The 25,101-nt window shown below is 62.3% G+C and carries 21 protein-coding genes and 2 tRNA genes; 13 read left to right on the forward strand and 10 right to left on the reverse strand.

What is annotated here, in order from left to right; translation table 11 throughout:
* Positions 1-17 precede the first annotated feature (17 nt).
* From IM737_RS01175 to IM737_RS01195, 5 genes are all read left to right on the forward strand, one after another.
* Positions 18-1,034, forward strand: a complete 1,017-nt coding sequence (locus tag IM737_RS01175; protein ID WP_236897689.1) for an amino acid ABC transporter substrate-binding protein — start codon at positions 18-20, stop codon at positions 1,032-1,034.
* A gap of 114 nt (positions 1,035-1,148) precedes the next feature.
* Complete coding sequence (locus tag IM737_RS01180; RefSeq protein ID WP_236897691.1) at positions 1,149-2,339, forward strand: amino acid ABC transporter permease; 1,191 nt, start codon at positions 1,149-1,151, stop codon at positions 2,337-2,339.
* Between the two features lie 10 nt (positions 2,340-2,349).
* Positions 2,350-3,477, forward strand: a complete 1,128-nt coding sequence (locus tag IM737_RS01185) for an amino acid ABC transporter permease (protein ID WP_236897693.1) — start codon at positions 2,350-2,352, stop codon at positions 3,475-3,477.
* Between the two features lie 5 nt (positions 3,478-3,482).
* Positions 3,483-4,283, forward strand: coding sequence for an amino acid ABC transporter ATP-binding protein (locus IM737_RS01190; RefSeq protein ID WP_272906539.1), 801 nt, complete (start codon positions 3,483-3,485; stop codon positions 4,281-4,283).
* A gap of 196 nt (positions 4,284-4,479) precedes the next feature.
* Complete coding sequence (locus tag IM737_RS01195) at positions 4,480-5,490, forward strand: amino acid ABC transporter substrate-binding protein (RefSeq protein WP_236897695.1); 1,011 nt, start codon at positions 4,480-4,482, stop codon at positions 5,488-5,490.
* Between the two features lie 14 nt (positions 5,491-5,504).
* Here the strand turns inward: IM737_RS01195 and cls are convergent, their stop codons facing one another.
* On the reverse strand, positions 5,505-6,956 hold the full coding sequence (gene cls, locus IM737_RS01200; protein ID WP_236897697.1) for a cardiolipin synthase: 1,452 nt from the start codon (positions 6,954-6,956) through the stop codon (positions 5,505-5,507).
* Between the two features lie 251 nt (positions 6,957-7,207).
* Here cls and IM737_RS21045 point away from each other — a divergent pair, with 251 nt between their 5' ends.
* A complete protein-coding gene (locus tag IM737_RS21045) occupies positions 7,208-7,897 on the forward strand; it encodes a glyoxalase superfamily protein (protein ID WP_236897698.1) in 690 nt (229 codons plus the stop codon).
* Positions 7,898-7,914: 17 nt separating this feature from the next.
* Here the strand turns inward: IM737_RS21045 and IM737_RS01210 are convergent, their stop codons facing one another.
* From IM737_RS01210 to IM737_RS01225, 4 genes are all read right to left on the reverse strand, one after another.
* On the reverse strand, positions 7,915-8,964 hold the full coding sequence (locus IM737_RS01210) for a cysteine synthase A (RefSeq protein WP_236897700.1): 1,050 nt from the start codon (positions 8,962-8,964) through the stop codon (positions 7,915-7,917).
* Positions 8,965-9,150: 186 nt separating this feature from the next.
* On the reverse strand, positions 9,151-10,551 hold the full coding sequence (locus tag IM737_RS01215) for a cryptochrome/photolyase family protein (RefSeq protein WP_236897702.1): 1,401 nt from the start codon (positions 10,549-10,551) through the stop codon (positions 9,151-9,153).
* 50 nt (positions 10,552-10,601) lie between these two features.
* A complete protein-coding gene (locus tag IM737_RS01220; protein ID WP_236897704.1) occupies positions 10,602-11,057 on the reverse strand; it encodes an SRPBCC family protein in 456 nt (151 codons plus the stop codon).
* Positions 11,054-12,277, reverse strand: coding sequence for an MFS transporter (locus IM737_RS01225; protein WP_236897706.1), 1,224 nt, complete (start codon positions 12,275-12,277; stop codon positions 11,054-11,056). Before IM737_RS01225 ends, IM737_RS01220 begins: the two co-directional genes overlap by 4 nt.
* A 117-nt stretch (positions 12,278-12,394) precedes the next feature.
* Here IM737_RS01225 and IM737_RS01230 point away from each other — a divergent pair, with 117 nt between their 5' ends.
* Positions 12,395-12,664 carry a DUF2188 domain-containing protein gene (locus IM737_RS01230; protein WP_236897708.1) on the forward strand — a complete coding sequence of 90 codons (270 nt, stop codon included), beginning with the start codon at positions 12,395-12,397 and terminating at the stop codon, positions 12,662-12,664.
* 39 nt (positions 12,665-12,703) lie between these two features.
* Here the strand turns inward: IM737_RS01230 and IM737_RS01235 are convergent.
* The 3 genes from IM737_RS01235 to IM737_RS01245 all read right to left on the reverse strand — a co-directional run bounded on the left by IM737_RS01235 (position 12,704) and on the right by IM737_RS01245 (position 14,705).
* Positions 12,704-12,779 (reverse strand) — tRNA-Asn (locus IM737_RS01235).
* A gap of 100 nt (positions 12,780-12,879) precedes the next feature.
* Positions 12,880-13,494 (reverse strand): molybdenum cofactor guanylyltransferase, encoded by a 615-nt coding sequence (mobA, locus tag IM737_RS01240; protein WP_236897710.1) that lies wholly within the window; start codon positions 13,492-13,494, stop codon positions 12,880-12,882.
* Positions 13,491-14,705 carry a benzoate/H(+) symporter BenE family transporter gene (locus IM737_RS01245; protein ID WP_236897712.1) on the reverse strand — a complete coding sequence of 405 codons (1,215 nt, stop codon included), beginning with the start codon at positions 14,703-14,705 and terminating at the stop codon, positions 13,491-13,493. The genes mobA and IM737_RS01245 overlap by 4 nt, the downstream gene beginning before the upstream one ends.
* A 140-nt stretch (positions 14,706-14,845) precedes the next feature.
* On the opposite strand from IM737_RS01245, the gene IM737_RS01250 reads away from it, so the two are divergent.
* Positions 14,846-14,919 (forward strand) — tRNA-Cys (locus IM737_RS01250).
* Positions 14,920-14,952: 33 nt separating this feature from the next.
* On the opposite strand, the gene IM737_RS01255 is transcribed toward IM737_RS01250, so the two are convergent.
* Positions 14,953-15,231, reverse strand: a complete 279-nt coding sequence (locus tag IM737_RS01255) for a hypothetical protein (RefSeq protein WP_236897714.1) — start codon at positions 15,229-15,231, stop codon at positions 14,953-14,955.
* A 219-nt stretch (positions 15,232-15,450) separates the two neighbouring features.
* Here IM737_RS01255 and IM737_RS01260 point away from each other — a divergent pair, with 219 nt between their 5' ends.
* The 5 genes from IM737_RS01260 to IM737_RS01280 all read left to right on the forward strand — a co-directional run bounded on the left by IM737_RS01260 (position 15,451) and on the right by IM737_RS01280 (position 22,577).
* The gene (locus IM737_RS01260; protein WP_236897716.1) at positions 15,451-16,107 is read left to right on the forward strand and encodes a protein-L-isoaspartate O-methyltransferase family protein; all 657 of its coding nucleotides are present in this window, start codon (positions 15,451-15,453) and stop codon (positions 16,105-16,107) included.
* Between the two features lie 134 nt (positions 16,108-16,241).
* Positions 16,242-17,606: a TolC family outer membrane protein gene (locus tag IM737_RS01265; RefSeq protein WP_236897718.1), complete on the forward strand. Its 1,365-nt coding sequence runs from the start codon at positions 16,242-16,244 to the stop codon at positions 17,604-17,606.
* Positions 17,607-17,887: 281 nt separating this feature from the next.
* Complete coding sequence (locus tag IM737_RS20905) at positions 17,888-18,685, forward strand: PopZ family protein (protein ID WP_272906540.1); 798 nt, start codon at positions 17,888-17,890, stop codon at positions 18,683-18,685.
* A 116-nt stretch (positions 18,686-18,801) separates the two neighbouring features.
* Entirely contained in the window at positions 18,802-21,561 is a 2,760-nt protein-coding gene (locus IM737_RS01275) for a valine--tRNA ligase (protein WP_236897720.1), read from the forward strand.
* An 8-nt stretch (positions 21,562-21,569) separates the two neighbouring features.
* Positions 21,570-22,577, forward strand: coding sequence for a CorA family divalent cation transporter (locus tag IM737_RS01280; RefSeq protein WP_236897722.1), 1,008 nt, complete (start codon positions 21,570-21,572; stop codon positions 22,575-22,577).
* Between the two features lie 16 nt (positions 22,578-22,593).
* Here the strand turns inward: IM737_RS01280 and IM737_RS01285 are convergent, their stop codons facing one another.
* Positions 22,594-24,444: an ABC transporter ATP-binding protein gene (locus IM737_RS01285; protein WP_236897723.1), complete on the reverse strand. Its 1,851-nt coding sequence runs from the start codon at positions 24,442-24,444 to the stop codon at positions 22,594-22,596.
* Between the last annotated feature and the right edge of the window lie 657 nt (positions 24,445-25,101).

Genomic DNA, 25,101 nt, shown 5'->3' on the forward strand with positions numbered 1-25,101 from the left:
ACAAAAAGGCAATATCAATGCAAAAAACGCTCGTAACGATCGCACTCGCGGCCTCGCTGGGCCTCGGCGCGACGGCGGCACACGCTGACATTCTCAGCGATGTGAAGGCCAAGGGCTATGTTCAGTGCGGCGTGACCGGCGGTGTGCCCGGCTTCTCCGCTCCCGACGCAAACAACGTCTGGACCGGCCTGGAAGTGGACTACTGCCGTGCTCTGGCTGCCGCGATCTTCAACGATCCGGAAGCTGTCCGCTACACGTCGCTGACCAGCCAGGAGCGCTTCACCGCACTCTCCGCTGGCGAAATCGACGTGCTGTCACGCACCACCACCTGGACGATGAGCCGCGATACCCAGCTCGGTATCAGCTTTGTCGGTACCATGTACTATGACGGCCAGGGCTTCATGGTTCGCAAGGCCGATGGCATTGCCTCGGCCCTGGACCTCAGCGGCGCCGCCATCTGCATCGAATCGGGGACCACCACCGAGCTGAACGCTGCGGACTACTTTGCGGCCAACAGCCTCGAATTCAACACCGTGGTGTTCGTCGATCAGGACGAAGTTGTGAAGGCCTACGAAGACGGTCGTTGCGACGTGTACACCACCGATGCTTCGGCTCTGGCTGCCGAACGCTCCAAGTTCGCCGTCCCGGCCGACCACGTCATCCTGCCCGAAATCATCTCCAAGGAGCCCCTTGGTCCGGTGGTTCGTGCCGGTGACAGCACCTGGTTCAACATTGCACGCTGGACCTATTATGCACTGCTCGAGGCCGAAGAACTCGGCGTCAGCCAGACCAATGTCGACGAGATGCTCGGTTCCGACAATCCGTCGATCAAGCGCCTGCTCGGCGTTGAAGGCGACTTTGGCACCCCGATGGGCCTGACCAAGGACTGGGCCTACCAGATCATCAAGCATGTCGGTAACTATGCCGAATCCTACGATCGCAACGTCGGCCCCGCGACCCCGATCGGGCTTGAGCGCGGCCTGAACGCCCTGTGGTCCAACGGTGGTCTCCAGTACGCCCCGCCGATCCGCTAACTCGACGATCCCCGGCGCCTCAGAAATGGGGCGCCGGGTTTCTGTTGCATCGGCCACCGCACCTGGTTGGCGCGTGGGGCGGCCGTCGTAAACGGCCAGGGGACCGCTTTCTACATGACCACTCTCTATACGGGGCCAGCAGCGTCCCCAAGGGTTGCATTCTACAACGATCCGGTAATCCGGGGCATATTCTTCCAGGCCGTTGTCGCAATCCTGCTCGTTTCCTTCATTGTCTGGATTGTCGGCAATACTGCGGCCAACCTTGCCGCCCAGAACAAGACCACCGGCTTTGATTTTCTCTGGAAGACGGCCGGCTTCGACATCAGTTTCTCTCTGTTCCCCTGGACGCGTGCTTCCTTCTATTGGGAAGCCTTCATTGTTGGCATCACCAATACGCTTCTGGTGGCCTTCATTGGCATTGTCTTCGCCACTATGCTGGGCTTCACCATCGGCATCGCGCGGCTGAGCAGCAATTTCATCATTCGCACGCTTGCGACGGTCTACGTCGAGACCATCCGTAACATCCCGCTGCTGCTGCAACTGTTCTTCTGGTACTTCGCTGTGCTCAAGGCGATGCCGGCGGTGCGTGAGTCCATCCTGCTGCCGTTCGATTCCTTCATCAACCAGCGCGGCATCTTCGTGCCACGGCCAATACCGGACGAGCAGTTCGGTCTGGTGTGGGTCGCCATTGTTGTCGCTATCGCGGCTGTGATCGGCATGCGCTTCTGGGCCTTGCGCCGGCTGGAGGCCACGGGCAAGCGCTTCCCGGTTGTCCTGACGGCCATCGCTCTTGCCGTGGTCATCATTGCTGGAACCTACATCCTCACCGGCGCCAGCGTCGCGTTCGAACTGCCGGTGCTGGAGCGGTTCAACTTCAAGGGTGGCGTGCAACTGCCGCCCGAACTGCTGGCGCTTGTGTTTGGTCTCACCATCTACACCGCCTCGTTCATCGCCGAGACCGTTCGCGGCGGTATTCAGGCGGTCAGCAAAGGCCAGACCGAAGCGGCACAGTCGCTCGGTCTCAAGGAGGGCGATCGCCTGCGTCTGGTCATCGTCCCGCAGGCCATGCGGGTGATCATCCCGCCGCTGACCAGCCAGTATCTCAACCTGACGAAGAACTCCTCGCTCGGCGCGGCCATCGGCTATCCCGAGCTGGTCAACGTCTTCGCGGGCACTTCGCTCAATCAGACCGGCCGCGCCATCGAATGTATCGCGCTGACCATGCTGGTCTATCTCATCTTGTCGCTGCTGACCTCGGGTATCATGAATTGGTACAATGCCCGCGTCGCACTGGTAGAGCGGTAGGAGTTCGGCCATGACAGACATCGGCTTCGTTCGCTCTGACATGGTGGCCGCCAAACCGGCCCCCAGTTCCACTACCGGGCCCATGGCATGGGCTCGCACGAACCTCTTCGCCACGCCCGTTGATGGCCTGCTCACCTTCTTGGGGCTGCTCTTCCTGTTCTGGGTCGTGCCGCCGCTCTATAACTTCTTCATCGGCCACGCGGTGCCGCCTGGCGGCACCGTCGAGCAGTGCCGTATGGAAAATGCCGGCGCCTGCTGGGCCTATATCTCGGCCGAGATGGAATTTTTCATCTACGGTTTCTACGATATCCCCGAGCAGTGGCGCCCCAATATCGTCTTCGCGATGGGCGTGCTGTTGCTCGCCCCGCTGCTGATGCCGAAGGTGCCGTTCAAGCGCACCAACGCCGTCCTGTTCCTCGTCGTCTTCCCCATTGTCAGCTATTTCCTGCTGGCCGGTGGCGTCTTCGGCCTCAAGCCGATGCCGACCGAAAAGTGGGGTGGCCTCTTGGTCACGCTCATCATCTCGGTGGTCGGCATCACGCTGTCCTTCCCGCTCGGCATCATTCTGGCGTTGGGTCGACAGTCAAAGCTGCCGGTCATCAAGACGCTCTGCGTGGCCTTCATCGAGCTCATCCGGGCGGTGCCGCTGATCACCATCCTGTTCATGGCCTCGATCATGCTGCCGCTGTTCATGCCCCAGGGCACGACGGTCGACAAACTGCTTCGCGCCCTGGTGGGCGTGACGCTGTTCACCTCCGCCTACATGGCCGAAGTGGTGCGCGGCGGCCTCCAGGCCATCCCGCGCGGGCAATATGAGGCCGGTGCGTCGCTCGGGCTCGGCTACTGGAAGCGGATGTATTTCATCGTCCTGCCCCAGGCGCTCAAGCACGTGATCCCGGGTATCGTGAATAACTTCATCTCGCTCTTCAAGGATACGTCGCTCGTCTACATCGTGGGTATGAAGGACTTGCTCGAAGCCGTGAAGACCAAGAACGATACCGCCCTCGAATGGCAGTCCGCCAACACAGCGACAACGGGTTACCTGTTCGCCGCTATGGTCTTCTGGGTCTTCTGCTTCGGCATGTCCCGCTACTCCATGTACATGGAGCGTCGTCTCAATACTGGCTACAAGAGGTAGTTCCAATGTCTCAGGTTTCCGAAACTACCGTTGATCGCGCCGTCGATACTTCGCAGATGAAGGTGTCCTCGACCAACGTGGCCATCGAGGTCGTTGGCATGCACAAGTGGTATGCCGACTTCCACGTCCTGCGCGACATCAACCTCAAGGTGATGGAAGGCGAGCGCATCGTCATCGCCGGCCCCTCGGGCTCGGGCAAGTCGACGTTGATCCGCTGTATCAACCGGCTCGAAGAGCACCAGGAAGGTCAGATCATCGTCAACGGCACCGAGCTGACCGCCGACGTCAAACGCATCGACGAAGTCCGCCGCGAAGTGGGCATGGTGTTCCAGCACTTCAACCTCTTTCCCCACCTCACCATCCTGCAGAACCTGACGCTGGCCCCCATCTGGGTCCGCGGCATTCCCAAGGCCGAGGCGGAAGAGACCGCGATGCACTATCTCAACCGCGTCAAGATCCCCGAGCAGGCCAACAAGTTCCCCGGCCAGCTCTCGGGCGGCCAGCAGCAGCGCGTGGCCATCGCCCGCTCGCTCTGCATGCAGCCCAAGATCATGCTGTTCGATGAGCCCACTTCGGCCCTCGACCCCGAAATGGTCAAGGAAGTGCTCGAAGTGATGATCAGCCTGGCCGAAGAAGGCATGACCATGCTGTGCGTGACCCACGAAATGGGCTTCGCCCGCCAGGTCGCCAACCGCGTGATCTTCATGGACCAGGGCCAGATCATCGAGCAGAACGAACCAGAAGCCTTCTTCTCCAACCCGCAGCACGAACGCACCAAGCTCTTCCTGAGCCAGATACTGCACTAGCTTCGAGCCGACATAGCAAGTCAGAGCCAGTGGCCAGACCTTCTGCACATGTCGTCTTCCTCCCTACAGGCGAGGGAGACGACTTCCCGATCGCGCACTGGATGCGTCTCGGCTTGACCTGATGGGCTCGCTCGCCAATATGGGCCAGCGAGTGAAGGCCCGACGTTTGACCCGATTTTTCGACCGATTGCTATCGATGGCCGCGGGCATTGCCTGCGCGCTTTGCCTTGCATTGCCCGCCCAGTCGCAAGCACCGACCACGACGCTCGAAACCGTGCGCGAGCGCGGGTTCCTCATCTGCGGCGCCACCAACCCGCTGCCCGGATTCTCTCAGCAGGATGCCGAAGGGCGCTGGTCCGGTTTCGATGTCGATCTCTGCCGCGCCATCGCCGCATCGATATTCGGCGACCCCAACAAGATCGAATTCCGTGCCCTGCGTGGCGAGACCCGCTTTGCGCCGTTGCAGACCGATACTGTCGACGTGCTCACACGCAACGGCCCATGGACCGAGCGCCGCGATACCCTCTATGGCGCCAGTTATGTGGGCACGGCCTTTTTTGACGGCCAGGCCTTCCTCGTTCCGCAGTCGATGGGCGTCGTTTCGGCCTACGAACTCGACAATGTCAGCGTCTGCATCATCGATGGCGGCGAAGAGCTCGAACGCATGCAGGAATTCTTCTTCGCCAACCAGGCGATCTACACCGAAGTCCCATATGAAGATGTCGCCGATCTCGCCGTGGCCTATCAGGCTGGCCTTTGTGAGGCTGTCTCCGCTTCCGGCCGCCAGCTTCAGGCCATCCGCCGGGCGCTGCCCGACCCAAACGCACACCGCATCCTGCCCGAGCGCATTTCCAAGGAATTGCTCGGCCCGGTCGTGCGCCAGGGCGATCAGCAGTGGTTCGACATCGTTCGTTGGACGCTGTACGCGCTGATCAACGCGGAAGAGGTGGGTATTACCGCGCTCAACACCCAGTCACTTGTTGCCGCGCGAACCCCTGCCATCCGGCGCATTCTTGGCGTGGAAGGTGACTTTGGCACACCACTTGGCCTCACACCCACCTTCATGGCCGATGCCATCAGGGCCGTTGGCAACTATGCCGAACTCTATGACCGCCATTTCGGCCCGCAGACCGGCGCAGCCCTGTTGCGCGGACAGAACGCTCTCTGGACCAATGGCGGACTGCTCTATGCGCCACCTGTCCGCTAGCGGCCGGAAAGGCCTCAGAGCACCGGGGATAGCAGTCGCGCGGCCTGGGTCAGGAAGCGCATCGGCAATGAGCGGGATTTCACTTCGTCCAGAACTACTTCGCGGCAGCTCTTGAAGTCCTCCACCAGCATGGCCTCAACATTTTCGATAGTCAGCCTGTCGGTGAACCACAGCGTGATCTCGAAATTGATCGCAAATGACCGGTTGTCGAAGTTGACGCTGCCAACGGTCGCGATCTGGTCGTCCATCAGCACGACTTTCTGGTGCAGGAAGCCATCGGTGTACCGGTAGATCGCCACCCCATGCTCGATCATGGCGTCCGAATGGGCGATGCTCGCCAGCCACACCGTTTTGTGGTCCGGCTCGTTGGGCAGCATGACGCGTACATCAACGCCGCGCAGCTTGGCCGCATAGAGCGCCGTCCGGATATCGGTATCCGGCACAAAATAGGGGCTGACGATCCACAGCCGCTCCCGCGCGCGTCCGATGATATCGGTGAACGCGATCGCGCATTCCTCCAGTTTGTCGGCCGGGCCGCTGCCCATCACCAGCACCGATTGATCGCCCGGCGTGGCCACGGTCTCCGGCGGGGTTGCGGGCAGGGTCTCGCCCGTCGCCCATTCCCAATCTTCGCGGAAGAGCAGGGCGCAACCCAGAGCCGCCGGTCCGTCGACATGCACATGCGTATCGCGCCAGCGCCCGAATTTGGGGTCCTCGCCGAGATACTCAACGCCCACATTGTGCCCGCCGACCCAGGCCTCCTTGCCATCCACCACCACGATCTTGCGATGGTTGCGATAGTTGATGCGGGTCGGTCCATAGAACCGCAGGAACTTGTGGCGCTGGTTGAAGCCCGCGACCTTGATCCCGGCCTCGCGCAATTCGCGGCGATAGCGCTTGGGCATGCCCGTGCTGCCGACATCGTCATAGAGCAGATAGACCTTCACGCCAGCCTTGGCCCGCGCGATCAGCCGCTCGGCCAGTTCCTGGCCCAGCCGGTCGTCCCGCACGATGTAGAACTGCACCAGCAGGTAGTCCTGCGCCCGGTCGATACCGGCAAAGATCGAGTCGAACGTCGCCTTGCCATCGACCAGCAGGTCCACATTATTGCCGTTGAGAAACGGCACTTCGGATACCTTCACCTGCACCGGCCATTTGTGGCTGGTCTCCCGGTCGATCAGCGCCAGGTCCTTGGCGCGCAAGGGACGGGCCGCGCGGCCGTTGCGGATGCGGTCGGTGGCATAGTCGTCGAACGCCTTCCAGCCGAAAATCAGGTAGAGAAACGCCGTGGGGAAGGGCAGCAGCGCCAGCGCCAGTATCCAGGCGATGGACCCCTGCGATGTACGCGAATTCATGATTTCGCGCACCGCACACACAAAGGCCAGCACGTAGATTGCGCCCATGATGGCGGCCACCACATGCAACTCGGCCAGCAGCGTTCCCAGAAAATACTCGATACCGATCAAAGCGCCCGCCTGGAGTCGTAGGCACTCACTCTATCAGCCTGCCCGGGTTGGACAATGCTGCGGTTGACAAAGGCCGATCGCGGCGTAGTCTTTGTGTCGGCTCGTGCAGCCAGCCGCTCGCACCCCCTTTGGGATTGGTGAATGCACGACTATCCTGCTGGTTTGACCCCGATCACCGGGCAAGCCGTCAGCAATGCGAGCACTGACTACGATTTGCCCGTTTGAGAAGGATCGAACCCATGCATAGTTTCATGGACTCCAAACTCATGGCCAAGCTGCTGCGGCAGGCTTTGGCCGAACGTGAGATCGACGTCTCCCACAGTGATTGCCTTGAACTCGTGGCCCGCCAGTTCGGTGTCGCCAACTGGAACATCCTTAGTGCCCGCATCGAGGCAAGCGTTCTGGCGCTTGCTCCTATGCCCATGCCCGAAGGCTGGGTAAATGGCAGCGTCCGGTCGGACGGCTTTTTCCGCATGGGGCTCGACCCGGACCATCCGGGTTGCGCCGTGATCGAGAGTACGCCGATAGCCGACCACACGACCGAAAGCCAGTTCGGCACCATGTCGCAAAGCATCTCCGCCGAGCCCTATCGCGGGGCCAGCATCCGGGTCGCCTGCCAGCTATCCTCCGAACATCTGGATGGCGCGGGCACGATGTGGCTTCGTATCGATAGTCAGCGCGTCACTGCGCTTCGCTTCAGCAATTTGTTGGAAATGAAGGATGTCCCACTAACCGGCACGCGCGACTGGGCGGATTACACCATCACCATGGACGTCCCGGACGAGTCAGCGTCCGTCCACTATGGCTTTCTGCTCCAGGGGCGGGGGCTCCTGCGGGCGCGCAATTTCTCAGTGGAGCGGGTCGAAACCGTGGCTGCTCCGCCAGATCGCCAGGCCTACCGGCACGAAAAGCCGACCAATCTAGGCTTCTCGGCCAATTAGCGATCTTGGAGCCGGTCTCAGACCGGCTCCGCCTCGATCACGCTCGAAATATCGATCGGCGTCCTGCCTTCGAGCCAGTTTGGCACCGGCAGGCCCTTGCCGTGCAAAAACTCCGGATTGAAGATCTTGCTGGCATAGCGGTTGCCGTAGTCGCACAGGATCGTGACGATGGTCTTGCCCGGTCCCATCTCCTGCGCCATGCGCACAGCACCGGCGATGTTGATGGCGCTCGATCCGCCCAGGCACAGCCCCTCATGTTCGAGCAGGTCGAAAATGTAGGGCAGGGCCTCCGCATCCGAAATCTGATACGGATTGTCGATCTTGAGCCCTTCAAGGTTCGCCGTGATGCGGCCCTGGCCGATACCCTCGGTGATCGAATTGCCCGATGATTTCAGCTCACCATTGGCGAAATAGTTGTACAGCGCCGCGCCCTCAGGGTCGGCAAGCCCGATCTTGATATCGGAATTGCGCGACCGCAGTGCCTCGGCAACACCGGCCAGCGTGCCCCCCGAACCGACCGAGCAGATGAAGCCATCAATGCGCCCGCCAGTCTGCTGCCAGATTTCGGGGCCCGTCGTTTCGACATGAGCACGCCGGTTGGACGTGTTATCGAACTGGTTGGCCCACACTGCACCGTTGGGCAGCTCGCGGTTCAACTTCTCGGCCAGGCGGCCGGAAATCTTGATGTAATTGTTGGGATTCTTGTACGGCTTGGCCGGGACTTCGATCAGCTCGGCGCCATAGAGGCGCAGCGCGTCCTTCTTTTCCTGGCTTTGGGTCTCGGGGATCACAATCACCGATTTGAATCCCAGCGAATTGGCCACCAGCGTCAGCCCGATGCCGGTATTGCCCGCCGTGCCCTCGACGATTGTACCGCCCGGCTTGAGCGCGCCCGACTTCACCGCATCATGGATGATGAATAGCGCTGCGCGATCCTTCACCGACTGACCGGGATTGAGAAACTCCGCCTTGCCCCAGATGTCGCATCCCGTGAGCTGGGAGACGCGGTTGAGGCGGATCAGCGGCGTATTGCCGATGGCGGAAATGAGGTCTTTATGATTGGCCATGGATCTTTGTGCGGGCTGTTGTTGCCTGATGGTAGGTGCGCACTGTGTCACCCGCAAGAGATAACCGGCTGTCACGGCAGTGCTTTTCGTTCACGCCCACCTGGACGCAATGTGTATGCGCCCGTGTCTGTTCCGCAGAATATCATTCCCACGATCGGGCGCTCAGCTTGGCGGCACACCGCTGAACTAAAGTTCCTGCGCTGCCGCCAGCGCCCGCTCGCGCGACATCTTGAGGTCGACGATTGGCCTTGGATAGGTCTTGCCCAGCACGACCCTGGCATCCGCAAGTACGTCCTTGGGCGCCATCCACGGCTGGTGGACCCACTTGTCGGGCAGGCCCGCTATCTCAGGCACCCAGCGCCTTACATAGTTGCCGCTGCCGTCAAACCGTTCGCCCTGCGTTACCGGATTGAAGATGCGGAAATACGGCGCCGCATCGAGCCCGCTCCCCGCCACCCACTGCCAACTCGCCGGATTGTTGGCGACATCGCCATCGACCAGGCAGTCCCAGAACCACTGCTCGCCCAGCCGCCAGTCGATCAGCAGGTTCTTGGCCAGCAGTGATGCGACCAGCATGCGAACCCGGTTCTGCATATAGCCGGTCTCCCAAAGCTCCCGCATCCCGGCATCGACAATGGGCAGCCCGGTCTGGCCGCGCTGCCACGCCCGCAAGTCAATGGGCGCATCCCGCCAGCTCATCCCGCCATATTTGGGCTGCATCGGCTCCCCGCTGATATCGGCGCGATGATAGAGCTGGTGGTAGCTGAAGTCGCGCCAGGCCAGCTCCGAGAGAAACTTGTCGACCGCGGCGCGCTTGCGATGGTCGGCATGCGCGACGGCCTCTGCCGCGTGCCACACCTGCCGCGCGCTGATCTCGCCAAACCGCAGATGCGGTGACAGGCGCGACGTGGCGTCCCGATCTGGAAAGTCCCGGCCCTCCGCGTAGCCCTCCAGGCGATCCTCCAGGAAATCATCCAGCGCCTTGTGGGCTGCGCGTTCACCAATCGACCAGTGCTGCGGCAACTTGGCAGCCCATTTCGGCGTACCATAGCCGTCGTCGATCGCACCGACCTTGAGCGCTTTGGCAGCATCAGGCCGGCGCATTGGCGTCGCGATGGGTCGCTCCCGCAAGGTCTTCCAGAACGGCGTGAACACCGAATAGGGCTTTCCCTGCTGCGTGGCGATGTCCCACGGCTCGACCAGCAGATTGGCGCCGAACGACTCGGTCGCCACGCCGCGCTCTCGCAAGCCCGCCTTGATGGCCGTATCGACCGCACGCTCGCCGGGCGCATAGCGCCTGTTCCAGTACACCGCCTGAGCGTCGTGTTCCTTGATCACCGCAGCGATGACGTCCGAAGGATCGCCGCCACGAACGACAAGCTCGACCCCGCACGCCGCCAAATCCTTACCGAGCACCACGAGGCTTTGATGCAGCCACCAGCGTGCCGCCGCTCCGGGCGGGCGCACGCCATCGGCGGCCTCGTGAATATAGAGCGCGACCGCCCATTCGCCGCCGCGCATGGCGGCCGACAGGGCAGGATTGTCCGATACGCGCAGGTCGTTGCGCAGCCAGGCGATGTTGGTCATGGTCCCCCCGTTGCTGTGCAGATACGTGCTGAAAGGGGAAAAGGTTCAGCCTATTCCATCACCTCGGCCAGATGCTCGAGCGCCGCGCTCCAGGCTTCCATCGAGAAGATGCGCGATTCCGGATCGGCATGGGCCAGCCCGCGTTCGGTGATCGTCACCCGGGTCTGGTCCTCGCCCAAAGCCTTGAACGCAATTTCCAGCACGAAGATCAGCTCGTCGCCGTCTTCCTCGTCATCCTGGTGCACCCAGGACATCACCAGCTTTTCGTTCTCGACGAACTGCAGGATTTCCCCGCTGACCGTATGGTCCTCCGGATCCTCGTCGTCGCCAAAGGTGGTAAACTTGTATTCGCCGCCCTCGAAGGCATCGAGTTCCGCCTCGTCTGCCTGCCACTGCTCGATCAATGCCGGATCGGTCCAGGCGGCGAAAACGTCCGATATGTTGGCGTCGATGGTCCGGGTCAGGGTGATCTGGCTTTCGGGATCGACGTGGCTGCCATTGCTCATGCTGGGGCCTTTCTGTTGGGATGCAGTTCGGCGGTCCGGGGCAGGAAGATGGTCAACAGCCCCAGGACGGGCAGAAACGCACAGATGTTGAAGACTGAAACAATGCCGATGCGATCGGCCATCGCCCCCAGCACGGCGGCGCCGATCGCGCCCACGCCGAAGGCAAATCCGAACACAAATCCTGCCACCATGCCCACTTTGCCGGGCAGCAGCTCCTGGGCATAGACCACGATCGCCGAAAACGCCGATGACAGCACCAGGCCGATGATCACGCTGACCACCGCCGTCCAGGTCATATCAAGATGCGGCAGCAACAGCGTAAAGGGCAGGGCGCCCACGATGGAGCACCAGATGACGGTCAATCTGCCGAAGCGGTCACCCACCGGCCCGCCGATGAAGGTGCCGGCCGCGATCGCGCCCAAAAACAGGAACAGGTAGAGCTGCGCATCCTGGGCCGATAGCGAGAATTTCTCGATCAGGAAGAAGCTGTAATAGCTGGTGATCGAGGTGATGTAGACATACTTGCTCAGCAGCAGCGCCCCGATGACGACGAACGCCACCAGCAGCCGTTGCCGTGACAGCACCTGCGGTACCGCTTTGGGCACCGGCCGGCCAGACTGCGCCCGCTGATGCGCGCTATACCACCGTCCCACCGCCGCCAGGATCACCAGCGACGTCACCGCCACGATGGCGAACCAGGCGACGCTGCCCTGGCCGCGCGGCAACAGGAAGAATGCGGCAGCCAACGGCCCGATCGACGTGCCGATATTGCCACCCACCTGGAACAGCGATTGGGCAAAACCAAGTCGCCCGCCTGAGGCCAGCCTCGCCACGCGGGACGCCTCCGGGTGAAAAATCGCCGAACCGATACCGCCAAGCATTGCCGCCAGCACCAGCAGCCCAAATGTGTTGGCAGTGGAGAGCAGCAGCACGCCGGCCAGCGCGAACACCATCGAACCTGCGAGAGCCCAAACCATCGGCCGCTTGTCGAAATAATAGCCCACCAGCGGCTGCAGGATAGATGCCGTGATCTGCTGGCTGAATGTGATGAGCCCGATCTGCATATAATCGAGGCCATAGGCCTGCTTGAGCAGTGGATAGAGCCCGGGCAGCAGGAACTGCATCAGATCATTGAGCAGGTGCGACGCGCTGACCGCCAGGATGATGATGAGCGAGGTGCGCTGCACTGTCGGTGCAGGCTTTGCCAGAACGGCGTCCATATTGAGAAGGTCCAATGCCTAAATGCGCGCAGCCCTACCGCGACCGCCCTGTGCTGGCAATGGTCGCACCGATGCAACGAGAGCGGGCTGCTGGCGTTGCTAGCGCAGGAGATTAGCATGGTCACCAATCACTTCGTCGTCTCGCAACGGGAAAATTCCTGGCAAATCAGTTTCAAGGGCGATGTCACAGCGCCCTTCACCACCCGGGATGCTGCCATCGCTGCGGCCATCAACCTGGCGGGTACCGTCGGCGATACCAGCACCGAGGTCATCGTGCATGACGCGGACCTTCGGTCCGAAACCGTGTGGCGGGCCGCCGGCGCCAATCTGTCGGAAGACGAGAGCGCCGTTCTGGCCGTGGAGACAGAACGCGAGCGCGACGCCTGATAGGCATCGTCGCTCAAGTTCATCAATGTAGGGGGTGATTGGCTCCGCGAGCTGGACTCGAACCAGCGACCATTCGATTAACAGTCGAATGCTCTACCAACTGAGCTATCGCGGAACAAAATCGATGCCTTCTGGGAAGGCGAGGTCCGTGTACCGAACTTGTTTTGCTTTGCCAAGCCCTAATTGCCCGGCGTGTGCATAACTCGTCACCGATGTCAGGCCCGCACGGCTATCCGCTGCAGGTCAACCAGGTCGGCTACAGTGTTGATGTTGCGAAACGGATTGTCGCTACGCTCGGTCTGCCAATCCACCCGCCGCGCACCTAGCTCCCGCAGCAGGGCCTTTAGGCTGGCCGGCGCCGCGCCAGATCTTACCCGGTCGGGCAGGGCGGTTATCGCCTCGATCCGCCAGATTGCATTGGGTGGATAAAAATCGTCGCCCCAGGCCGCAAAAGCTGCCGGCGCCGCACCCAGCGCCGCGCCCATGCGCGCCACGAAGTCCCGCGGCAGGAACGGCGTATCCACAGCCGCCGACACCAGCAATCCGTCCACAATTTCCTGGCCCGCCAACCAATCCACCGCAGCCACCAATCCCGCCACCGGCCCCGCGCATTCCGCCACGATATCTGGCACGGCCACACAGTCCGGCGCCAATCCGATGGAACGTCCCATAGGCCCGACCGAGACGAGCACCGGTGCCGCGACCGCACCCAGCGCGCGGATGACCCGGTCGAGCTGACGCATCCCGCCGATCCGCAGGTCGGCCTTGCGCACGCCGCCAAGCCGCTGTCCCTCGCCACCGGCGATGATCACGGCATGTGGCAGGCTCATATGCCCGTATTCTCCACCGGCGGCTTGATGCCGAAGCGCAGCAGCACCAGCATGGCAATACCCCCCACCAGGCCCCAGAATGGCGCACCCACGCCCAGAATGGTGATTCCCGACGCCGTGGTGACGAAGGTGAAGATGGCCGGGAGCCGCATCTCCTCGGTCACCAATGCTCCAGCCAGCGCCGCCGTGAGACTGGATAGGAGGGCCAGCCCGGCCACGGCCTGGATCAGCAGCGGCGGCGATGCTGCGATAAACGCCGCAGCCAGGCTCGCCCCCGGCGCCAGCAGCAGATAGACCACGCCCGCCGAGATCGGCGCCGGCCACCGCTTGCTGCGCTCCGGATGGGCTTCAGGACCGGCGCAAATCGCCGCCGTGATCGCCGCCAGATTGCTGCTATGCCCACCGAAAAACGCCGTCACCGCGCTGGCAATGCCCGTCAAGATGAACAGGGGCGCCGGCGGCAGGTCGAAGCCATTGGCCTTCATCACTGCCAGTCCCGGCAGGTTCTGCGAGGCCATGGTCACGACATAAAGCGGCAGCCCGATCCGCACGATGGCATCGAGCGTGAACACCGGCATGACAGGCACGAAAACCGGCCAGCTGCCATCCAGCGCCCCTGCCGGCAGATGCGTTGTCGTCGCCAGCAACACGCCCGTTACCACCACCGCGATCGGCACCGCATAGCGCCGTGCAAAGCGCAGCCCGATGACCCAGGCCAAGAGGATTGGTAAGGCCAGCAACGGCATCTCGGCCACTGCAGTGATCGGCGCCAGACATAGCGTCAGCAGCATGCCCGCCAGCATGGCATTGGCGATGGCCGATGGAATGGCCGCAATCAGCCGCGCCAGCGGCTTGATCAGCCCGGTCAGCACGATCAGCCCGGCCGCGACGAGAAACGCACCCGCAACCGCCGGAAACCCACCCACCGGCTCGCCCACCGTCAGGATGAAGGCCACGCCCGGCGTCGACCAGGCAAAGCTCACCGGCAGTCTGACCCGCGCGCTGACCACGATGTTGAGAATACCGATGGCGATACAGACGCTCATCAGGCCCGAGCCGGCCTGCTGCGGCGAAGCACCCGCCGCCGTCAGCGCCGCCAGTACCAGCGTGAACGTGCTTGCATAGCCCACCACGGCCGCCAAAGCGCCGGCCATTACCGGCTGCAGATAATCCCGTCGCCCGACGGCGCCCCCTGTCAGCGATTGGCTCACCGCGATTCCCCTTTGTGCGGCGGCACCCTAAGCAAGCCCGCAATCTGGGTGAAGCCAAATTGTGCTGGCGACCGCGATAACGGTTTGGCAACTCCCGATCTTGCATAAGACTTGGCGCTGGCTTAGATACCGGCGCCAGAGGCCTCGTGGCGGAGTGGTGACGCAGCGGATTGCAAATCCGCGTACTCCGGTTCAATTCCGGACGAGGCCTCCATCAATCTTCATCGACGGACGCTGTCGGGTGTGTCTACTGGAACACCGGCAGGGGCTTGTAGACCGGCACAAAGGCGTTGAGCCGCTGCTGGAGCTGGATGTCCTGGATTTTGTTCTCCAGCATCTTGAGCTCGAACTCATATCTGCGTCGCGCGGTGTCCTCCGCCAGCTCATTCTGCAGGCAGATGAGTCGGTCGCCATTGGCGCGCACTTCCTCCGGCAGTGAGCCGGGTACAGCCGGTGGGCATGCGCCCAGCGCGGGTCCCGCGGTGAGCGTTATCAGAAAGAATGTCGCTGACAGTTGCCGAAGCATCGCGCCTCCCAGCCTTATCTTCAGACTGTATCGACATCGCTGCAAATCACGATACGATGACTCATTGCTCGGGTGGCCACCTCCTGACCAATGGCTGTGCCGATCACATAGCACCTATGCGCCGCCCATTTTGTCGCGGCGCACGATCCCGCCTTGTCAGCCGCCACCTCGGCGGATATTCACGTCCAGCATATGGACTGACGCGGGCGGGCATCCCCAATGACTGATTTCGAGCGCGTACGCGCTTACATGGTGGATAACCAGCTGCGCACCAGCGGGGTGACCGAGCATCGCCTTCTGGCCAGCATGGCCGCTGTTCCGCGCGAGCTCTTTGTCTCCGCCGATCGCCAGGCCGTTGCCTATGTCGACGATGTCCAGTGGCTGGGCCAGCCTCCCGCGCGCCGCTTCATGCCGCCCCCGGCTTTGCTGGCCAAGCTGTTGCAACTGGCTGAAATCACCGAGAAAGACCATGTGCTCGATATCGGCGCGGCCACCGGCTACGCGACTGCGGTCATCGCTGGTTACGCGGCATCCGCGACCGGCCTGGAGGCCGATGCAGGTCTGGTTGGTCTTGCCCGCGCCAATCTCGAAAGATTGGGCCTCGCCAATGCTGACATCGTGGCTGGCGACATCGCTGCGTTGCGCGGCCGGCAGTTCGACGTGGTCATCGTGCAGGGTGCACTCGATAATGTTCCCGACACCTTCTTCGCTGCGCTTAAGGACGGGGGGCGACTGGTCGCTTTGGTTCGCCAAGGTCGCGTCGCGGTTGCCAATGTCTTCGTAAAGGCTGGCACGACCATCACTGCGCGAGGTGAGTTCAATGCCACCTTGCCACCGCTGCTTGCGCCGCAGGCAGTTGAGGATTTTGTTTTTTGAGCGTGGGTTGCAACCCAGTGTTGCCGCTGGAACACGGCGGGCATAAATCGCGCATTAACGTTTTGTTGGGATTGTTGCAGCTGGTTGTTAACACCATCTGCCGCGCATACTGTTCTGAGACTTGGAGGCGGGCCATGAGTTTTCGCGGGAATTTGGTCGCAAGTGCGCTGGCTCTGAGCCTGGCTTCATTTGCTATGGGTGGCGCACAGGCGCAGTCGATCACTCAGGCGCTGACAGCCGCCTACAATCACGCACCCGACCTGCAGGCGGCGCTGCTCGACGCCAAGGCGTCGGCGGAAAACATCGCATTGGCCGAAGCCGGCAAGCGCCCCACCATCGGGGCGTCGCTTGCGGGTAACTATAGCGGCAGTCTGTCGAACGGCGCGTTCAGCGGTGGACCGTCCATCACCACCGGCATATCCTACAACCAGACCATCTTCGACAATTTCCAGACCGAAGCGCAGATCGAAGCCGCTCGCGCCGGTGCGGAAGTGGCCGAGTACCAGATTCGCAATACCGAACAGAACGTGTTGCTGGCGGTCGTGCAGGCCTACATGAACGTGCTGAGCAACCGGCAGCTCGTCGCGTTGCGGCAGGAGAACGTCAACTTCTTCCAGGCGCAGCTGCAATCCGCGCAGGATCGGCTCGATGTGGGTGAGGGCACGCGCATCGACGTGGCGCAGGCCCAGGCGCGCCTTGCGCAGGGCGATGCGACCTACCGCGCTGCCCAGGCCAGTCTTGAGATCAGCCAGGCGACATTCCAGCGCTACGTCGGCACGGCACCGCAGAGCCTCGACTCGTCGCACAACTTCGGCCGTCTCATTCCGTCCAGCCTGCAGTCGGCCATCTCCGAGGCCGAAGCGGGTCACCCGGCGATCCTGATGGCCAAGGCCGCGATCCGCGCCGCTCAGGCCGCCAGCGATGGCGCCCAGGCCGCCTTTGGCCCCACCGCGAGCATCAGCGGTCAGATTGGCAGCCGCTGGTCAGGCACCGCCGGCGCGGCCGGAGATGGGTTCAGCGGTTCTGTTGGTTTCCAGATCACCGTGCCGATTTATGCCGGCGGCGCCATCGGCGCTGGCGTGCGCAAGGCCAATATCAACCAGATCAAGTCCGAGGTGGATGCCATGTCCGCCTATGACCAGATCCGCGAGGCCGTGATTTCTGCCTGGGCCGGCATCCAGAGCGCCGACGCGCAGATTTCGGCCGCCAATGCCGCTGTCTCTGCCGGACGCACCGTGCTGGATGGCGTCATTCAGGAACGCGATCTGGGCACCCGCACCACGCTCGACGTGCTCAACGCCCAGGCCGAATTGACCACAGCTCGTGAGGGCCTCATCAACGCCTCGGCCAACAAGGTGCTGGCCACCTTCTCGCTGCTCTCGGCCATGGGCCACTTGACCGCGACCGATCTGGCCCTCAATGTCGAGGTTAAGTCTGCCGTCACCTACACGCAGACCGTCGACGACGTCTGGCAGGAATTGCGCAGCGTCGAGGACTGATCCAGCTGGCTTCCATCGGCATCGACCCACCACGGCATTCCCGCTTTGCGGGCATGAAGGTGGGTCAGGCGAGTTGGGAAGCCGCAGAACGCAGCCAGAAACATCCATCCATTGTGCTGACAATGCCTTCTGCCACAAGTTTTGGTGGAAGACCTCTTGCATACATGCCGCGGCGATTCCTAATTTCGCCTTCTGGGTCTAAGGTAGGCGTACGAATCAGGGTTTGGCCGTATTTTTGGCGGGGGCCGCACCCGGTTCGAGCGCATGAGTAAGAGGCACTGATGAACAAGCCGGCACCCAAAGAACCCTCGATGGACGAAATTCTCTCGTCCATCCGGCAGATCATTGCCGATGACGACGCCGCAGGGGTTCCACGCCGGCCCACAATCCAGGCCGCTCCCCCGCCGATGCAGGCCGCGCCCGCACGCGGCTTGGCTGATCCACTCGATCGCGATCTCAGCGATATGCTGGAAGACATGGAACCGCTGGCTCTCTCGCCCAACCAGATCGTACCTGAAGCCGCTGCGGAAGATGACGACGTAGCCGGCTTCAGTTTCGATTCGATCCTGGCTGATACCGAAAGCGCCGAGGAAGAGACGCCATTGGCGTTCGCTCCACAATTGGTCGATCCCGAGGATATTGGATTCTCCATCGAGGACGCCGATGACGGCCTGCCGTCATTCGATCCGCCGCCGATGCGCCAGCTCGAACCGACCCCGCCACCACCAGCCCCAGTTCAGCGAGCCGCGCCCCGACCGGTCGAGCCGGAGCCGGAACCAGTCCGCGCTGCGCCTCCGCCGCGCCCCCAACCCAGCATCGCCGAGGCGGCGCCGATGCCCGATCCGACCTTGTCGAGCGACATCGCCGATCAGCTGCTTGAGCCGGCGACCCAATCTGCAGTGCGCTCGTCCATGACCAAGCTCAATGGCCTGGGACTTGGCAATACCAGCGCCACCATCGAGTCGCTGATGCGCGACATGCTGCGCCCCATGCTCAAGGAATGGCTCGACGAGAACCTACCGTCCGTCGTCGAGCGCATGGTGGAAAAGGAAATCTCCCGCATTTCGCGCGGCGAGTGACCTATCCTGACGCGATACGGTTGACCCCGCATCCCGCATTTGCTTGAAGTCTGCCAACCTGTTTATCCGACCCGCCAATGTCAGCATCGGCGGGTCGCTGCTGTTGCGAGTGACCAATGCTTGAAAAGTCCTATGAGCCATCAGCGGTTGAAAACCGCGTCTATGCCGATTGGCTCAAGGCCAACGCCTTTGCGGCCGGGGCAGGGGCTGCCCCTGGCGCCGAGACCTTCACCATCGTCATTCCGCCGCCCAACGTCACCGGCTCGCTCCATATCGGCCACGCGCTGAACAACACGATCCAGGACATCCTCGTCCGCTTCAATCGCATGCTGAAGAAGGACGTGCTCTGGCAGCCCGGCACCGACCATGCTGGCATCGCCACCCAGATGATCGTCGAGCGCCAGCTGATGGAGCGCCAGCAGCCCGGTCGCCGTGAGATGGGCCGCGAGAAGTTCGTCGAGCGCATCTGGGACTGGAAGGCCGAGAGCGGCGGCACCATCATGAACCAGCTCAAGCGCCTCGGCGCTTCGGCTGATTTCTCCCGCGAACGCTTCACCATGGGTGAAAACGGCGTCGCCGACGACCAGATGGTTCGTGCCGTCACCAAGGTCTTCGTCGAGCTGCACCAGCGAGGCCTGATCTATCGGGCCAAGCGCCTGGTCAACTGGCATCCGGGTCTCGAAACCGCCATTTCCGATCTCGAAGTCGAAAACATCGAGATCAAGGGCCACATGTGGCACCTGCGCTATCCACTGGCCGATGGCGTCACCTACCAGTTCCCCATCGCCCATGACGAAGACGGCAACCCCACCGAGTGGGAAACCCGCGACTACATCGTCGTCGCTACCACCCGTCCCGAGACCATGCTGGGCGACAGCGGTATCGCCGTCCACCCGACAGACGAGCGCTACGCCCCGCTCGTCGGCAAGTTCGTCGATCTGCCGCTGGTCGGTCGCCGCATCCCCATCGTTGCCGACGAGTACGCCGACCCGACACTGGGCACCGGCGCGGTCAAGATCACGCCTGCCCACGATTTCAACGACTTCGAAGTCGGCGTCCGCAATAATCTCGAACAGATCAACGTCTTCACCACCAACGGCTCGATCACATCAGCCGAGGCCATCCCCGCCGCCTATCGCGGCCTCGATCGCTTCGTCGCCCGCAAATCCATTGTCGCCGACCTGACTGCGCTCGCCGAAGCTGACCCGACCCGTGGCCTCGATCACATCGAGGACAAGAAGATCATGGTCCCGCATGACGAGAAGTCCAAACTCGTCGTTATCGAACCCTTCCTGACCGACCAGTGGTGGGTCAAGGCCGACGTTCTGGCCCAGCCGGCCATGGCCGCCGTCCGCGAGGGCCGCACCAAGTTCGTGCCGCAGCAATACGAAAACACCTATTTCGCCTGGCTCGAAAACATCAAACCATGGTGCATTTCCCGCCAGCTGTGGTGGGGCCACCAGATTCCGGCCTGGTACGGCCCGGACAACGAGGCCTTCGTCGCCTACGATGAAGCCGAAGCCCAGGCGCTGGCCACTAAGCATTACGGCAACCCGGTAGCCCTCAAGCGCGACGAAGACGTCCTCGACACCTGGTTCTCCTCCGCCCTCTGGCCGTTTTCGACCCTGGGCTGGCCGGATGACACCGCCGAACTGCGCCGTTACTACCCGACCGACGTTCTTGTCACTGGCTTCGACATCATTTTCTTCTGGGTTGCCAGGATGATGATGATGGGTCTTGAATTCCTGGATGAAGAGCCGTTCCACACGGTCTACATGCATGCTTTGGTCCGCGACGAGAAGGGCCAGAAGATGAGCAAGACCAAGGGCAACGTCATCGACCCGCTGGAACTCATCGATCAATACGGCGCCGACGCCACCCGCTTCACCCTCGCCGCCATGGCCGCGCAAGGCCGTGACCTCAAGCTGTCGCTGCAGCGCGTCGAGGGCTACCGCAACTTCGTCACCAAGATCTGGAACGCCGCGCGCTTCCTCGAAATGAACGAGTGCCGCCGCGTCGAGGGTTACGACCCCAAGGCCAACAAGCTCGCGCTCAACCGCTGGATCGTCGGTGCAACGGCACGCGGCGCTGCCGCCGTCACCCAGGGCATTGTCGAATACAAGTTCAACGAAGCCGCCAATGCCGCCTACGATTTCGTCTGGGGCACCTTCTGCGACTGGTATGTCGAATTCGCCAAGCCGGTGCTGCTGGGCGAGGACGAGGCCGCCAAGGCCGAAACCCGCGCCACAGCGGCGTGGGCTCTCGACCAGATCCTGACGATCCTCCATCCCTTCATGCCCTTCGTCACCGAAGAGCTGTGGGCCGAGACCGGCAAGTTCGGGTCCAAGAGGTCCAGCATGCTGATCCTTACCGAATGGCCCGACCTGTCCGGCCTCGAGGATGCCGACGCCGATGCAGAGCTCACCTGGCTGATCGACGTCATCACCAATGTCCGCTCGGTCCGCTCGGAAATGAACGTCCCCGCCGGCGCCAAGCTGCCGATGGTGGTGGTCGGGGCAGGGGAAACCACCCTAAAGCGCCTCGTCGCCGGCACCTCGTTGATCACCCGCCTGGCCCGCCTCGAGGAAATCTCGCCGCAGACCGTGGTCCCCGGCGAATCCGCCCAGTTCGTTGTCGGCGAAGCCACCTTCGCCCTGCCGCTGGCCGGCTTCATCGACATCGCAGCCGAAAAGCTCCGGCTCGAAAAGGAAGTGACAAAGCTCGACGCCGAAATCGCCCAGATCGACAAGAAGCTCGGCAATGAGCAATTCGTTTCCAAGGCGCCCGAAGAGGTGATCGAGGAACAGAAGGCCCGTCGTGAAGCTGCCATCGAACGGCGTCATCACATCATCGAAGCCCTCAAGCGCTTGAGCTGAGACCCACCATGGACGATATCCCACGCGAACCGCCAGCTCGCCATGTCGCCAACGGCATGGTGGGCGTCGGTGCGGTCCTCGTCTTTGATGGCAAGGGCGGCGTCCTGCGTCACGAGCCGAGCGCAGAGGAGCCAAAGGTGCCCGTCCGCGGCTTCAAGCTGGTCTGCGGCAACTCGAAATCGCCCGAATTCAAGGTCTGGTTGAAGCAGGAACTGGGTGCCTTCAATGCCGACCTGCTGACCGTGCCCAGCACACGCTCGCGCTGCACCGTCATCGAGGATCACGCCATGGTCGTCATGCGCGTCGCTCGCCCAGGCGCCGAACCCGACGATATTGGCCGCCAGTTGCTGACGCTGTGGATCGAGAAGGGGCGCGTCATCATCGCGTCCGAGCTGAACATTCTCGATTTCGTCGGCGTTACGAAATGGGTCGCCTCCCACCATGCGCCAGTCTCCCCCGCCGATCTGGTGGCTCGAATGGGTCTGCGCGCCGCCGACCGGCTCGAACCGCTGGTGGAGATGCTCGGCGATCGCCTCGACAGCATCGAGGAAGCGCTGATCGTACAGAACAACACCAAGGCCAATAGTCGCTTGGCCGACCTGCGTCGCAATCTCATCAGTTTCCGCCGCATCGTCTGGCCGCAGCGCGACGTACTCAACACGCTCGAAATCGAGGATCTGAGTTTCTTCACCACCCGCGACCGCCTGCGCCTGCGCGAAGCCTCGGCCCGCTCTGCTCGCATCGGCGACGAGCTCCAGGCGCTCTCAGAGCGCGCCGTGCTGGTGCACGAACAGATCATTGATGCGCGGGCCGAGCAGATGAACCGCACCATGCTTATCCTCGCCGCGGTGACGGTCGTCTTCATGCCGCTGACGCTGCTGACCGGCGCGCTTGGTATGAACGTTGCGGGCATTCCGTTCTCGGACAACCCACACGCCTTCTGGACCGTATGCGTGACGCTGTTCATCCTCTCTCTGGGCATTGTCTGGTGGATGCGCGGCCAGCGCTGGCTCTAGCGCCGGCCGCTTTCGACTAAATGCTCGCCTGCACCCGATGCAGCCCGGCATACAGTCCATCTGCCGCCATCAGCACCTCATGCGTGCCTTCCTCGGCAATGCCATCCGCCGTCAGCACCAGGATCCGATCGGCATTCCGCACCGTCGATAGCCGATGGGCGATGACCACAGTCGTCCGCCCTTTGGTCAAGGCCAACAGCGCTTGCTGCACGGCACGCTCGCTCTCATTGTCGAGCGCGCTGGTGGCCTCGTCGAAGATCAGCACTGCCGGGTCCTTTAGGAAGGCGCGTGCAATCGTCAGTCGCTGCTTCTGCCCGCCCGAGAGCTTTACGCCGCGCTGGCCGATATCGGTGTCATAGCCCTGGGGTAGGGCGCTGATGAAGTCATGCGCATTGGCCGCCGTCGCCGCCGCGATGATGTCGTCATCGGTGGCATCGGGCCGGCCATAGCGCAGATTCTCCGCCACCGTGCCGCTGAACAGATAGACGTCCTGCTGCACCACGCCGACGCTTTGCCTCAGCGAGGAAAGCGTAACGTCGCGCACGTCGTGCCCATCGATGGTGATGGCGCCCGACGCCACGTCGTAAAACCGCGGGATCAGCGCACAGAGTGTGCTCTTGCCCACCCCCGATGGTCCGACCAGCGCGACGAATTCACCCGGCCTGATGTCGAGCGACAACCGGTTGAGCACATGCGGGCCGTCCTCTTCATAGCGGAAGCCCACTTCGCGGAAGCTGATCGCCCCAGCCACCTCGCCCAGATCCACTGCTCCCGGCCGATCGACGATATCGGGCTGCTCTTCCAGCAGCTCCATGGCTCGGACAAACCCGGTATAGCCCTCCTGCCAAAGCCGGATAAAGTTATCCAGCCGCCGTACCGGATCAACCAGCACGCCAACGCAGAGCAGAAAGGTCAGCAAATCTGCCACCGTCAGGTCGGCACTGAGGATGCGCAACGCCCCGGCCACGATCACCATGATCGTCACGATCTGGGAAAAGCCATCCATGCCCACCCAGAGTAGGGCCTCACTGCGATAGCCCGCCGCCCGGCTCTGGAAGAAGCGTTGGTTCTCGACCTCGAAGCGGCGCAGCTCCATGTCCTCATTGGCAAACGACTGCACCACACGCACGCCGGCCAGTGCGTCCTCGACCCTCTCATTGACCGAAGCGATGCGTTCCTTGCTGCTCTTGAGAGCGACGTTCATGCGACCGTTGAAATGCTGCGCATAGAGCACCGCGAACGGCACCAGCAGCGCAATGAGCCCCGCCAGCACTGGATCGATGATCGTGAGCACCACCATGGCGCCGCCAAATTTGAGCACGCTGATGGCGATGTCTTCAGGCCCATGGTGGAACAACTCACCCAGCCACAGCGAGTCATTGCTGATCCGGCTCATCAGCTGGCCTGTCCGTTGCCGATCATAGAAGCTGAACGACAGCTTCTGGCAGTGCTCGAACAGTTCGCGGCGCACGTCCGCCTCGATGCGGGCGCCCATGACATGGCCCTGATAGTCGACAAAGTAGGTGGCAAGGGATTGGACCAGGAACACGCCCAGCATGATCCCGCCCATGGTCAGGATTTGCAGCATCCCATCATCGGCGGCGGCCAGATCCGGCAGGCGCGTTGTGATGTAGCTGGCACAGAGCGGCAGGGCGATTGCCGTCGCCGCAACCAAGACCGCGCAAGCGAGATCGGCGACGAGCAGCGGCACATAGGGGCGGTAATAGCCCAGAAATTTGCTGAAGCGTGACTGCGGGCGCACGGGCACGGAGCCCCGGCGGTTGGTCAGTCTGGCAAGAATGCGGGAGAAGAGGTGGTTACGGCCGGCGTTTTCGCGCGACTCCGTCCACATTTTTCGAGAGTGCATGAACTGTCATGTCCTGTTGATGAAGAACTCCTGTCGTTTCGGACACGGTTTTCATGATGCACTCCTTGGGCTCTTGTCCGGCCAGTATGCGGATCGGAAGGGGCAACACAACCCCGTGAGCTACGCATAAGTTGCCGTCCGTTGCCGTTGGGAAACAGTTGCGACACGAGTCTGTGACGATTCCGCAACAGCCCCTCTGAATCGATTTGCCGGCACCCGGCAGCAACGTTTTGGCGATGTTTGTCGCCACAATCTCACCCTAAACGAGACGGCATAGGCATCTGGGGGCGGATGGCCTGTGGGCTCGGACGATTGTCTGTACGCCTGCGAGTTTTCATCCTCTGGTGTCTCGGCCCGTCGGCCGAAGTTGCGAAATGCGGCGCTTTGCCGGATTTCTGCGGTTTTGGCTCTGGGCGAAAGGAAGACTTCGACGTGACCCAAGCCACCGCAAGAGTTGGCGCCTACCCAATGATGTCGAGCGCTTTGTTGTGAAGAGTTCGGCTTCAATCCGGTCACAAACGAAGTTTACCGAGTTCTTAACGCCGACTTTCCCCGCAGCGTCAGCGGGGACAGACTGGCAGCAAGGATGGATGGGCGCAGCCGCCATAGCTGGCGCGCCCGAGCGGAGCCCGGAACACCGGGTTCGTGATGGTAATG

Origin of the sequence: Devosia sp. SL43 (assembly GCF_021729885.1) — a bacterium.
GTDB lineage: Bacteria > Pseudomonadota > Alphaproteobacteria > Rhizobiales > Devosiaceae > Devosia.

Excerpts from the sequence above, each read along its gene's own strand:
- IM737_RS01180 (WP_236897691.1), top strand. The coding sequence starts at position 1,149 with ATGACCACTCTCTATACGGGGCCAGCAGCGTCCCCAAGGGTTGCATTC.
- IM737_RS21045 (WP_236897698.1), top strand. The coding sequence starts at position 7,208 with ATGGACTCCAAACTCATGGCCAAGCTGCTGCGGCAGGCTTTGGCCGAA.
- mobA (WP_236897710.1), bottom strand. The coding sequence starts at position 13,494 with ATGAGCCTGCCACATGCCGTGATCATCGCCGGTGGCGAGGGACAGCGG.
- IM737_RS01260 (WP_236897716.1), top strand. The coding sequence starts at position 15,451 with ATGACTGATTTCGAGCGCGTACGCGCTTACATGGTGGATAACCAGCTG.
- IM737_RS01285 (WP_236897723.1), bottom strand. The coding sequence starts at position 24,444 with ATGCACTCTCGAAAAATGTGGACGGAGTCGCGCGAAAACGCCGGCCGT.
- IM737_RS01230 (WP_236897708.1), top strand. The coding sequence starts at position 12,395 with ATGGTCACCAATCACTTCGTCGTCTCGCAACGGGAAAATTCCTGGCAA.
- IM737_RS01265 (WP_236897718.1), top strand. The coding sequence starts at position 16,242 with ATGAGTTTTCGCGGGAATTTGGTCGCAAGTGCGCTGGCTCTGAGCCTG.
- IM737_RS01220 (WP_236897704.1), bottom strand. The coding sequence starts at position 11,057 with ATGAGCAATGGCAGCCACGTCGATCCCGAAAGCCAGATCACCCTGACC.
- IM737_RS01210 (WP_236897700.1), bottom strand. The coding sequence starts at position 8,964 with ATGGCCAATCATAAAGACCTCATTTCCGCCATCGGCAATACGCCGCTG.
- IM737_RS20905 (WP_272906540.1), top strand. The coding sequence starts at position 17,888 with ATGAACAAGCCGGCACCCAAAGAACCCTCGATGGACGAAATTCTCTCG.
- IM737_RS01185 (WP_236897693.1), top strand. The coding sequence starts at position 2,350 with ATGACAGACATCGGCTTCGTTCGCTCTGACATGGTGGCCGCCAAACCG.
- IM737_RS01190 (WP_272906539.1), top strand. The coding sequence starts at position 3,483 with ATGTCTCAGGTTTCCGAAACTACCGTTGATCGCGCCGTCGATACTTCG.
- IM737_RS01275 (WP_236897720.1), top strand. The coding sequence starts at position 18,802 with ATGCTTGAAAAGTCCTATGAGCCATCAGCGGTTGAAAACCGCGTCTAT.
- IM737_RS01255 (WP_236897714.1), bottom strand. The coding sequence starts at position 15,231 with ATGCTTCGGCAACTGTCAGCGACATTCTTTCTGATAACGCTCACCGCG.
- IM737_RS01195 (WP_236897695.1), top strand. The coding sequence starts at position 4,480 with ATGGCCGCGGGCATTGCCTGCGCGCTTTGCCTTGCATTGCCCGCCCAG.
- IM737_RS01280 (WP_236897722.1), top strand. The coding sequence starts at position 21,570 with ATGGACGATATCCCACGCGAACCGCCAGCTCGCCATGTCGCCAACGGC.
- IM737_RS01175 (WP_236897689.1), top strand. The coding sequence starts at position 18 with ATGCAAAAAACGCTCGTAACGATCGCACTCGCGGCCTCGCTGGGCCTC.
- IM737_RS01215 (WP_236897702.1), bottom strand. The coding sequence starts at position 10,551 with ATGACCAACATCGCCTGGCTGCGCAACGACCTGCGCGTATCGGACAAT.
- IM737_RS01225 (WP_236897706.1), bottom strand. The coding sequence starts at position 12,277 with ATGGACGCCGTTCTGGCAAAGCCTGCACCGACAGTGCAGCGCACCTCG.